General features: G+C 57.6%; 8 protein-coding genes. 2 read left to right on the forward strand and 6 right to left on the reverse strand.

The features are described from left to right. Window positions 1–68 precede the first annotated feature (68 nt). The 6 genes from SB753_RS05720 to ppk2 form a co-directional block, all read right to left on the reverse strand. Window positions 69–1,061, reverse strand: a complete 993-nt coding sequence (locus SB753_RS05720) for a carbon-nitrogen hydrolase family protein (protein WP_088174142.1) — start codon at window positions 1,059–1,061, stop codon at window positions 69–71. A 72-nt stretch (window positions 1,062–1,133) separates the two neighbouring features. Further along, the gene (locus SB753_RS05725) at window positions 1,134–1,502 is read right to left on the reverse strand and encodes a MarR family winged helix-turn-helix transcriptional regulator (RefSeq protein ID WP_310351675.1); all 369 of its coding nucleotides are present in this window, start codon (window positions 1,500–1,502) and stop codon (window positions 1,134–1,136) included. 913 nt (window positions 1,503–2,415) lie between these two features. Beyond that, window positions 2,416–4,521: an alkyl/aryl-sulfatase gene (locus SB753_RS05730; protein WP_410799410.1), complete on the reverse strand. Its 2,106-nt coding sequence runs from the start codon at window positions 4,519–4,521 to the stop codon at window positions 2,416–2,418. 359 nt (window positions 4,522–4,880) lie between these two features. Continuing rightward, window positions 4,881–5,693 (reverse strand): transporter, encoded by an 813-nt coding sequence (locus SB753_RS05735; RefSeq protein ID WP_410799412.1) that lies wholly within the window; start codon window positions 5,691–5,693, stop codon window positions 4,881–4,883. Between the two features lie 663 nt (window positions 5,694–6,356). Continuing rightward, window positions 6,357–7,313 carry a Na/Pi cotransporter family protein gene (locus SB753_RS05740; protein WP_088174140.1) on the reverse strand — a complete coding sequence of 319 codons (957 nt, stop codon included), beginning with the start codon at window positions 7,311–7,313 and terminating at the stop codon, window positions 6,357–6,359. Between the two features lie 259 nt (window positions 7,314–7,572). Beyond that, window positions 7,573–8,397, reverse strand: coding sequence for a polyphosphate kinase 2 (ppk2, locus tag SB753_RS05745; protein WP_410799414.1), 825 nt, complete (start codon window positions 8,395–8,397; stop codon window positions 7,573–7,575). A 333-nt stretch (window positions 8,398–8,730) separates the two neighbouring features. Here ppk2 and SB753_RS05750 point away from each other — a divergent pair, with 333 nt between their 5' ends. Beyond that, window positions 8,731–10,203 (forward strand): alpha/beta hydrolase, encoded by a 1,473-nt coding sequence (locus tag SB753_RS05750; RefSeq protein WP_410799416.1) that lies wholly within the window; start codon window positions 8,731–8,733, stop codon window positions 10,201–10,203. A 715-nt stretch (window positions 10,204–10,918) separates the two neighbouring features. Next, window positions 10,919–11,719: a hypothetical protein gene (locus SB753_RS05755; protein ID WP_410799418.1), complete on the forward strand. Its 801-nt coding sequence runs from the start codon at window positions 10,919–10,921 to the stop codon at window positions 11,717–11,719. The last annotated feature ends 2 nt before the right edge of the window (window positions 11,720–11,721 follow it).

Genomic DNA, 11,721 nt, shown 5'->3' on the forward strand with positions numbered 1-11,721 from the left:
GCACTTACCTCAGATAATGTTGAAACGTGTCCCACCATCGATAGAACGGTCAGTCAGAATGGTGGCGGTCATGCAACCGGTGTGTGAACGTCATCTGCACTTTTCGTGTCGATCGCCACCGGATGCACAGTGCGCTCGTGAACGTGAGCCGTAGGCGTACGGTCGATCATCAGACTCAGAAGTTCAGGGCGGTTGTAGTGGCCGGCGGAATCCATCAGCATCTTGCGGCGGTCGATCAACGTGAAGTCCAGATCGACGATCACTTCGCCTTCACCAGAACGCAACGGCTCTGCCATCAGAGTGCCGTCTGGCGATACGATGGCGGTGAAACAGCCGCCCGAGATCGGACCAATTCCACAGCCGGTGTCCTTCATGATCTGCGCCTGCTGCCCGGCATCGAGCCACGCCGTTGCGTTGACAACAAATGCGCCGGACTCGAGCGCATGCTGGCGAATGTTGATTTCCATTCGTTGCGCAAAGCCGTCGCCGAATGCCGAACCGGGGTACATCGCCGAGTGGATTTGCTCGCCGTCGGCAATCAGCGCGTAGCGCGCGAGCGGGTTGTTGTGTTCGAAGCACGCAAGCTGGCCGATACGCCCCACTGCACTATCCACGGCGCGCAAGCCTGACCCGTCTCCCTGGCCCCAAATCATGCGCTCGAAATGCGTCGGCGTAATCTTCCGCCGCCGCTGAATCAGCGTACCGTCTGCATCGAAAAGCAACTGCGTGTTGTACAGCGTGCCACCGTCGCGCTCATTCACACCAATCGACACCACCATACCGGCCTTCCGCGCGGCATCGCCAATTGCGTCGGTTGCGGCAGAGGGTACGGTCACGGCCTGTTCGAGCAGTCGCAAATGTTCGGTGCCGGACAGGAGTTCGATGCCCGTTTGCACCGCTGAAAAGTACGGGTAATACGGCACGACCGTTTCGGGGAAGGTGGCGAACTGCACACCCTTCTCACCGAGTTCATGGATCTTCTGCACGACTTTTGCAACGGTACCCTCACGGCTATAGAGCACGGGGCTAATCTGGACTGCGGCGGCTTTGACGACTTTCATGACAGACTCCTTGACTAGAACATTAGGACGGGTTTTGAACGATGTTGCGTATGCAACATTCAGAGAACAATTTCACGCAGCACGCAGCGCCAATTCGCGAGCGATATTCATGAGGTCGTCGACGCCCTCGTTTCCGAGAGCATGCGTCGCGTGGCTCTGTGCTGATGACCACGCACTCGCGGCGCGCCTGAGCAGTGCGTCGCCTTCGACGGTGAGCGAAAGCGGACGGCTCCGCCCGTCGCCCGCTGGCGCGCCTTCAGCCACCCAGCCCTGAACGATCAGCGGTCGCAGGTTTCTGGTCAGCGTGGACCGGTCGTGACGGCTCCGTCGGCCGAGCTCGGATCGGCTGATCGGCGCCCACTCTGCGATTAGCACGAGCAACGAGAACTGCGGCGCGACGATGCCGAACGGCCGCAGCGCGTCGTCATAAATCGCGGTCAATACGCGGGAAATCTGGCGAGCGCGCGTAAGTAAACAGTTAGTCGCGATATGACTGCTCAGCGATTGGCTAATAGCGCTGTTCAGTTCATTCGTTGGGTTTGGATGGTGCTGCATATGCAATACCTCAAATGGTCCTGCGCGGCTGTGTCATGCTCCGCATGCGATGGAGGTATTTGAGCGTATGGACGTATCTCAATCGTGTCGAAAAGCCGTCTGTGTGTATGCACATGTACCCTTGTGCCTTCCAGATACGTTGGGATACAAAAAAGTGTTTAACGTGGCTTCGTGCGGTTCTTGTACGAATATCGAGGGCTGACCGATCTCTGAGCCACCACTGCTGGTTGGCGAATTTTGCTGGCGCAGGCGGTCGAGGGGTGCAACGCTTATCGGTAAGTAATCCGATACAACTCCGGCCCGCGCGCTAGCACTTTGCTAGAGAATCGCACGATTCCGGTTGTAAGTGCCGCCAACGTCGGAACGGTCAGTTACGTACTGAGACCTCGTAACCGAGCAGATGACAATGCGGGAGCAAGCGCGTCTCGCTCACGAGACCGTGAGCGAGACGCGCCGCATAACGCCCGATTGCTGCACCTGCGAGACAGTGGCCGACTCTGTTCGACCCTTCTCGGCCGTTCGGGCTGTCACCGACCGAATGGCGGTTCGCAAAGTACATCGGCCTTTCAATTGATCGGTGTCAGGGATCGTCGGCCGGATTTGCTTCCCCAACGAACGTTTGCCATTCCCGGCCATGCGTACGGGTAGCAAGGCGCACGCATAGGATTTCGCGATCGAAGTCCTGCCGCCCGTGAACGCCAGCGCCGCAGCAAGAGTCGTATGGGAGGAGAACGAACTCATCCTATCAACGCAAACCGTCGCAGCGATCCGTATTCACGTTTTGGGTTTTCGGCGTACATCAGTCTGCGAACATTATTGCGGGCTGTACGATCATCTGGAAAGGCTTCGTCGCTGCAGGCGTCGCGCGAGCATTTCGGGTACCAGGAAAGACTTCGAAGTCCGGCGTAAATTGAACCAGGGTGCTGCGCAGTTGCTCGAACGGGCGACGGTCGCCGCCGAATTGGGCCTTACCTTCCGTCTCCAACGCTTCGAAGCTTTTGGAGCCCATCATCACCTGGTTCAGATCTGTACGATTCAATGTGATTGTCAGATCGGCCTTGGGATCCTGGAAGCCTTTGATATTTGTGAGCGTGGAATTGCTCATCTCGATCAAGAACTTTTCACCGGTGTCCGGTGTAATCAGATTGATGGTGAACTTCATTCCCTCGGCCTTGCGGCTATCCATGCTGATGGCAAGGTAGTCGAGCCATTGCTCTGTGGTCATCGCACGAATAACATCTGGGCCGGTCGAGGAAGCCGCCACTCCGCTCGGTATCCCGCTGCGCAGTTCATAGGCAGTGTTTAAAAAAGCGTTGCGTACGCTCGACGATTCCCGCTGATAGCCAATTTGCTCGAACGCGTCGGCGAGAAGGTTGCGTGCCACCTGATTGCTCGGCTCAGCCAACACTAGCCGGTTGAGTATTTCGCTGGCTTGCAGGTACTTGCCCTGCCCGATCAATTCGCGTCCTTTGGGAATGATCTTCCCAGCGCCGCCCATCATTTCGACATAGAGGGGGGCGCTATCGCGGGGCGATAGCGGAATGAGTGTAGTGGGATTGCCGTCCCAGTAGCCGATAAAGCGGTTGATGATAGCGCGGGCATTGACCTCAACCGAGCCGTGATAGCTGCGTGCCGCCCACTGACGTTGCAGGCTCGGCGGCACGCGGTAGACATTCTGAACTTCGTTGATCGTTACACCCTCGTTGGCCAGATGCAATACCTGATTGTTCATGTTGGCGTAGAGATCGCGCTGCGCGCGTAGTACTTCCTGAATCCGGGCGTTACCCCAACGTGGCCAGCTGTGCGAGGCGAACATCACTTCCATGTCGGGAAAATTGTATAGCGCTTTGTTGATTTCCTTCGACCAATTGAGCGCATTGCGGACCGGGGCGCCGCGCAACGTGTAGATGTTGTGGATTGTCGCGGTGACATTTTCTGCGCCCCAGAAAGCTTTCCACTCAGGGAAGTAGGTGTTCATCTCGACGGGGGCTTCTGTGTCGGGCGTGTTTTGAAAAATCATCTTCACGCCATCTACGGTTAGGCTCTCGAAGTCCTTCGTAATGGAGACATTGGGCGGGATAAGGCCGACGCTACCCGACGCGACATTCTTGCCGATCGCCTGGTCCACATGGCCGAATGGACTACGCTCCAATAGCGTACCGTACTGAATGCGGCTACGGCGCGTCATCGCGTTCCCCGCAAAGATGTTCTCGGAAATTGCTTCTTGGAGGAACCCCTCTGGCGCAATGATTTTGACCTTGCCCGATTGCACGTCGGCCTCGTTTACCACGCCTCGCACACCGCCGAAGTGATCGATATGTGAATGCGAGTAAATCACTGCCACCACTGGACGACTACCCAGTTTCTCATTGGCGAACTTCAACGCGGCCCGTGCGGTTTCAGCCGCGGTCAGTGGGTCAAAAACGATCCATCCGGTGTCGCCTTTAATGAAGGTGATGTTGGCAAGGTCAAAGCCCCGCACCTGATAGATTCGTCCCGGGACTACTTCATAGAGGCCATAAGCCATATTGAGGATGGCCTGGCGCTGCAGCGAAGGGTTGATACTTTCAAAGTCCTTGCCTTCCAGCAGAAAGCTATAACTTTGCATATCCCACGCGACGTTGCCGGCGTCAGCCATGATCTTCTGGAACGGCGGCACGGCGATGAGGCCTCGCTTGTTCTCTTCAAAGTCCCGTTGATCTTCGAAGGGTAATTGTCTTTTGACTCCGTTGCGCAATTCGACGGTGAATCGGGAGGGCACTTTTCCCTCGCGATGAAAATGCTGGCTTGCATCGGCGCTAACCGCGGTATCGCTTTCACCCGCAGCTGCCTGGGCAAAGAATGCCGCGACGCTTACAACCGCGGCACCGATGGTCCGAATCAACGATTTTTCGAGGAAATCCATATGTCCTCCAAAGTATGGTGATGTCGGCTGTCATACTTATTGACAGCGCGCCGATTGAAGAGATCGAGGTCAACCAGCCTGCAGCGCAATGGGAGCGCGGCCATTGGCGCAAGTAACAAGCGGGCCCGCCAATTTCAGTTTGAGGAAATCGAACACGCTCCCGGTTATGTTCGTCGGGGCTCCCCTCTCGAACGCACCCGAAAGCGAATTCGACGCTAAACGTTGCATACGCTCCTCAATTTTCTCGACAGCCATGGCAGTCGCCGGATACGGCATGAAGCACTGAACCGGACCGGTTAATGTAAGCGCGGTAGGTGTGCCGCCGCGCCCGAAGCCGGCCGACGATCAACCACTGACTGTCACTTCGGGAAAAGCAGGGTCACGACGAGGCGCGCGCCCCAGCCGTGAGGGCCGGTATCCGGGCTTGCGGCCCAGTAACGCACTCCTGCGCCGATGTTCACAGGCAGTTCCCCGACCTTCAGCAGCTTGCTGACAGTTGCGTTGATTGGAGTCGACCACTGATGCCGGTTCCAGTTGTATGTCGATTCCGTGTTCAGAACGAATGTCCAGGCGTCCCTTGTCGTGTAGTTAAGGAAAGGCTGCATGAACGTCGAGCTCACGCCGGCGCGGTTGCCATCGCCGGCAAATGACCACACGTGGTTGGCTAGAAAGCCATACGTCCAGCCGTTAGCCTGCCAGAGCAGCACAGCGGTTGGCCCGGCGCCCCACTTCTCGGCACCCAGCAGCCGGTCGGTAGATACCGGCAGAAGAAACACTGGGCCCACACCCCAGATCAGTCCGCCTTGCGTGGGCTTTGCTGGCGAAAAAAAGAAGCTCTGGACGACATCGCCTAGACCGGTCTGCGATCCGGAACCGGGCGCAACGTTGTTTTGCGAAACAATCGGCGCGATGGTGCGCGAAATGAGATTCCAGTTGCCATTTAGACGAAAGGGAATCACTGGCTGAAAGTTCAGAAGATATCGGTCCCCGTCCCTGTTCGCTCCGATGTTTGCATCGTAATTGAACTGGAACGGGACACTGATCAATGCGGCGACCGGGTTGCTCAGTTGCTTCGCGAGGTCTGCATCACTCTCCGCGACCGCGGGCATCGGTATCAACATCAGAGCGACGATTCGAATAGCTCTGCGGAAAAGCAAGCGGACGTCAGTCATGCTTCGCTCCTCAAATCGCGCAACTCTGCTCGAACCGCGCAGGGACGCTCGAGGTATTTGCATATGATCCACTTTCGCGGTCGGCCAAGCCCTTCTGGCCGCCTCCGAGTCTTGACACCTCAACGGGTCCAGGAGATCCGTTGCGAAGAACTGCCTTGAAGAGCTATACGAGGTAATCGCCAATGAAGATGAGTCGGCGCCATACATCCGACCTCAATTTGACCAGTATAGTCACGGATCTTGAGGCGACGGTCACTAATTATGGCGAGAGATCTCCCGGCGAAACCTTCCGTGCCAACCGACTCTAGCTGCTTGCATTACACCTATTTCCGATTCGAGCTGTCGCGCTTGTTCTCCGTACGGCCGGCCCTCTTGTTCTTCGCGCGACACCTTCAAACGAAGAAGTCGACCGTACCACCGTATAGGTGGTACATGGATCGAAGAACTTTTACGTTCCCATCCTGTTGCATCGCAGCCAATTAGTGCCTCGGCGTATCGCTTCGATCGTACCTCGGACATTCGCTTTCGCCACCGCGTCCACAAATTCATCATTCTTATCCGAGCTGAACGCGGTCGCTGGGCTTGGCCCGGCGTTAGTTGCGCGTCACGCGTTGGCCCATGTGGCATGGAGCCAGGAAATGTTTTGTCCGTGATGGCAGCCATTTATGACGCCGGTTCAGATCTCGCAGTTCGAACGTCGGCGCCGAGCCATTTTCTGAGCAAGGGTTCAACCCACGTCAGCACCAGAAGAAAGCCTATTGCGACGCTAAGATTGAAAATCAGATGCGCCCATGCCACCGCCATGCCCGGATTGGCGGTCAGCTCCACCATCGCTCGCGAGAAGGATCTCAGGAATGGGAAGTAACACAGCACGCCGGCTGCGTTGAACAGAAAGTTGGTAATTGCCGTGGCCCTGGCGACAGAACTCATCCCGAGGCCTGCAATCAACGCAGTCGATGTCGAACCTACGTTAGAGCCGATGACGATCGGTATCGCTGCCTGGGGCGGCAGCACACCTTGCTGGACAAGGAGAATTGCCAGACCAGTGGTGACACTGCTGGACTGGACCAGAGCGGTAAACACCAGGCCGGCGAGCACGCCTGCCCAAGGAGCCTCTGCAAGTGCAAGCCATCTCTTGAACTGTGGGCGCTCTTGCAGAGGCTTCAGCTCCGCGGATATCAGATCCAGCGCGAAGAAGATCAATCCAAAATAGAAAACAGCTTTCCCAATGTACCTTGCGCGGACCGGCAACACTGAAATCAGGGCCCCGAGCACGATGAATACAGGACCGATGCCCGTGAGCTTGAAGGAGACGAGCCAGGCGGTTGCCGTTGTTCCCACATTGCTACCGAGCAGGATCCCAAGACTGGCCCGGAAGGAAATGACGGATGCGTCGACCAGGGTGACTGCAAGCGCTGTGATTGCACTGCTTGACTGCACAATCGCTGTCGCGAGCGCACCGACCAGAAACCCAAGCCAGCGGCTCGCCGTGACGCGCCCTAGCCACGACTGCAGCGCCGTACCCCCCACGTCCTGGAGTTCGCGACTGAAGCCCTGAAGGCCGTACAGGAAGAGGAGAACTGCGGAGACCGCGGCAAACAGTCCCTGGATTGGTGTCATGGCGACCTCCCTATCCATTCCCCGTTATGCGGGAAAGACGTTCAAGTGCCGAAACCACGTCGATGGAAGACAATGCTTTGGCGAAAGGCAGTATGTACTCGCTCCGGGGTTCTGACCAGCGGTTTACGCCCGCAGTCGTCAGGCAATGCACCGGCCGAGACAGTCGGCCAGTTGTGCCGACGTCAGACGCTTCACATCGGCACACACCGCATCGGCCACCGCGTTGGCCACCGCGTTGCGACGCATCGCGGTGGCCAAGTTATCCGCGAATCTCCGGAACAAATCTGAATGGGTAGTCGGGCTCTTTGTACCCTCCGGGCTTCTGTCGTCTGGGTAACGTGACCTTTTCGCGCGCCACTTCCTCATAGGGAATCCTGCTTAGTAAGTGGCTAATGAGATTTAGGCGTGCCCGCTTTTTGTCATCCGACTTCACCACGTACCAGGGCGCGAACTCCGTGTCTGTCGCCCTGAACATTTCGTCGCGTGCGCGGGAGTAGTCGTACCACCGCTGGTACGACTCAAGATCCATCGGCGACAGCTTCCAGATCTTGCGCTGATCGTGAATACGCGCTTCCAGTCGACGCGTCTGTTCTTCCATACCGACTTCGAGCCAGTACTTGAGTAAAATGATGCCCGAATCAGTCACTGCCCGCTCGACCAATGGCGCGTCTTTCAGAAATGTCTTCGCCTGTTCTTCCGTGCAGAACCCCATGACCCGTTCCACCCCGGCGCGGTTGTACCAGCTGCGATCGAACAAGACGATCTCACCGCTCGCGGGCAGATGCGGCAGGTAACGCTGCATATACATCTGGGATTTTTCGCGGTCCGACGGCGCTGGCAATGCGACGACGTGAAAAATCCGCGGACTCACGCGCTCGGTAAGCGCCTTGATCGTCCCGCCCTTGCCTGCACCGTCGCGCCCCTCGAAAATGACACATACCTTGGCGCCCGTTGCAATGACCCATTGCTGGAGCTTGACCAGTTCGACGTGAAGGCGGGCGAGCTCCTTCTCGTACTCCCGGTTACCCAGCTGGTGCTGCCTGTTTGCCTCGGGTGGCCGTGCACCGACCTTTGCATCCTTCATCGCCTTTCTCCACGGCATCTCGGATTTGCTGCCGGTGACAAACTATGTGCACTACCATCCGGTATGGCAATAGGCATTTAGAGCAATCCTCATGTTTGTCCGGAGGCAGGAGACGATCTCTCCGGGTCCTGTCGAACCCACAATCGGTAAGCGGCTCGTCATGTATGTCGTGAGAAGCATGGTCTCTATCCACCTGACATGAAAACCCGTTCACGTATGGTTCGCGCTGTGCGCCTTTGGGGGTTTGGCCTTGTGGCGCTCGCGATTGCCCTGCTTGGGCTACGCGCTTACGATGCGCGAACAGGGCCTCCTCTTGAACGATGGCACACCTATGTGCCGGACGAACTTAGCGCAGAGCGGCTTGATCAGAGCGACTGGCCAATCTATCTGCAGCACGAGGACACGCTGTTCGACGAGGTGCGCAGACAGGTCACTGATCGCCTGCCTCCCGAGGCACGCGTGCCGTCGAACCGCTATTTCGAGGGCAGCCCGATCTACCCGCCGCGCTTTGATCACGACTGGAACCGATCGTATGAAATGTTGCCAGCTGGCAATCCCGTCGGAGCAGTCGTCCTGCTTCATGGCCTGACCGATTCACCGTACAGCCTGCGGCACATTGCACGGCGGTATGTCGAGCGCGGATTCGTAGCAGTCGGCATTCGCCTTCCCGGGCACGGCACGGTGCCCGGCGGTCTGACAAACGTCGACTGGAAAACATGGATGGCAGCGACACGACTCGCTGTGCGCGAGGCGCAGCGGCGCGCGGGCCCGAACCGTCCGCTTCACGTCGTCGGGTTCTCAAATGGCGGCGCGCTCGCGATGAAGTATGCGCTCGACAGTCTGGAGGACAACACGTTAGCTCGACCATCGCACATCATCTTGATCTCCCCGATGATCGGCATTACGCGCTATGCACGATTCGCGGGTCTGGCTGCCCTTCCAGCACTGCTGCCGCCTTTCGAGAAGGCCGCATGGCTGGGTATCGTGCCGGAATTCAATCCCTTCAAATACAACTCGTTTCCAGTCAATGGCGCGCGACAGTCGCACGGTCTCACAATTGCATTGCAGGAGCAGATTGCCCGCCTCGCCCAAAGCAGCAGCCTCGACGGCATGCCGCCGGTATTGACCTTCCAGTCGGTGCTCGACTTTACCGTGAGCACGTCGGCAATCATCAAGCGGCTCTACGTCATGCTCCCGGACGATGGGAGCGAACTGGTCCTGTTCGATGTGAACCGCCGTGCAAAAGTCGGGCCGCTGATTGATCCGGCATCGTCACGGGCGTTGGCAAAGGTATTGCCAACGCTGCCGGTTGACTACCAGATGACGACGATCGGCAACTTGCCTGATGGCGCTGACTACGCGATCGAGCGCGTAGTCGAACCGGGTACGACGGTAGCCCGCACGCGCAGTCTTGGTCTTTCGTATCCGCCGCAGATCTTCTCGCTTTCACACGTGGCGATTCCGTTTCCACCCGACGATGCGCTTTACGGTACGCAACCCGCGAACGCAGCAAACTCGCGCTACGGTATTTCGCTGGGCGCATTTGTGCCTCGCGGTGAACGGGGCGCGTTGACGATCAGCCTCGATTCCATGTTCCGCATTTCGTCGAATCCATTCTTTCCGTATCTGCTCGCGCGCATAGACGAAGCAATTGCCGAGTCACTGCACGCGCACAGTACTCAATCCAGCCGTGCACGGCGCGCGAATTCCGCGCCGGCCGTACCTTCACTGGAACCCGATCCAGAATTTGACGACATGCAACGAAGGGCGCTGGACATGGAGCAGGATCCGGAGAACATCCCCTGATCCCGCACTCTTGAATCGATGGCGTTCCGGACATCGACAGCCGACTCCCGGCCGGGTGTAACGAATCGTTGTCGCGGAAATTCAGAGCCCATTCGAATCCCCGTTTCGCTGCTGAGCACACGGGAACGGGAACAGTCCGTCTGCCTTCATCGTCATTGGCGAACTCAGGGCATGCCGGAGTAAGCGCATGACTATGCTTAGGAGCGCAACAGAATCGGCATACGCAATGATCAGCGCAATGACGAAACTGCATGACGAGTGGGTGATTGATGTTTGCTTTTCCAGCGTATGCAACTAGATTTAAAGTCAACACGGCTAGCAAAGCAGTCGAAACCGCAGGGCGGTTTGGGGACGGCTCTCAGTTCGGGGCATCTTTTCTGAAACGCGACGAATGATGTTCCGATGTCAGATCCGGGCGCCCCGAAGAGTTCTCAGGCAAACATCCTGAAAAACGGCGGAGATTGTCTCTATGGAAATGACGTCATGATCCGGCGCTGTCGCATCCGCGTCTGGCATCCCATCCGTCAGCCAAGCGGTGCCGTCTGACGCACCGCCGTGCTTCATCCGCTGACGATCCAGGTGGCTTAAACGCAAGGTCGATGCAACTATTCCTTCTTCCTGTCGGAGGAAGCGCAATAAACGGACGAGCATGTGCGCTTCGGTCAATCTGGTTTCAAGGTGTGGATCACTGTGAGCTTGCGCCCGGGTGCCTTCCATGTCGAAAGAGAGAAAGATGTCGAGCAGCCATCCCTTTCGCGATGTGATCGTGTGCTTGACGCTCGGCACGCTGGCGGCGACAGCGTCGGCGCAAGCGGACCAAACCAAGACAGGGAACGGCTGGACTTTCGAAATATCGCCTTATCTCTGGATGTCGGGAGTTCGCGGCGACGTAGGCGTGTTCGAACGTCTGCCGCCTTCCTCGATTGACGTGAGCTTTGGCGACATCTTCAATCATATCGATTGGCCTGCGGTCGTTTTCGTGAGCGGTGAAGCATGGAAGGGCCGCTTCGCCATTCTTGGCGACGTACAGTACATAAAACTTAAAGCGAGTGCATCGACGCCAGGCCCCTTGTTTGGGACGGGAACGCTCGTACAACAGAACTTCCACAGCACGATCGCCGGAGCCTACCGGTTCATTGACTCGCCGAAAATTACGGTCGATGGCCTTGCGGGGGCAAGAATCTTCTACGTCAACAACGAGCTCACACTGACCAGTGCCCTCCTTCGCGGGAGAAGCGGCAGCAGCAGTGACGCATGGGTGAATCCGGTCATAGGCGTGCGCGGGACGTTGCCGTTCGCTACCGGATTCAGCGTCGACGGCTACCTGGACGCCGGAGGATTCGGAATTTCGTCCGATTGGACATGGCAAATCTACGGTGGCGTTGGTTACCGCTTCAAGAAATGGCTCACCGCCTACGCCGGATACCGCTATCTCGATGTCCGGCATAGAAACGGGGGATTCCTCTACGACGTGACGCAGCAGGGACCGGTGCTCGGCATACGATTTATCTTCTAGGA

The sequence above is a fragment of the Paraburkholderia sp. SIMBA_053 genome (assembly GCF_046534895.1).
Taxonomy (GTDB): Bacteria; Pseudomonadota; Gammaproteobacteria; order Burkholderiales; family Burkholderiaceae; genus Paraburkholderia; species Paraburkholderia caledonica.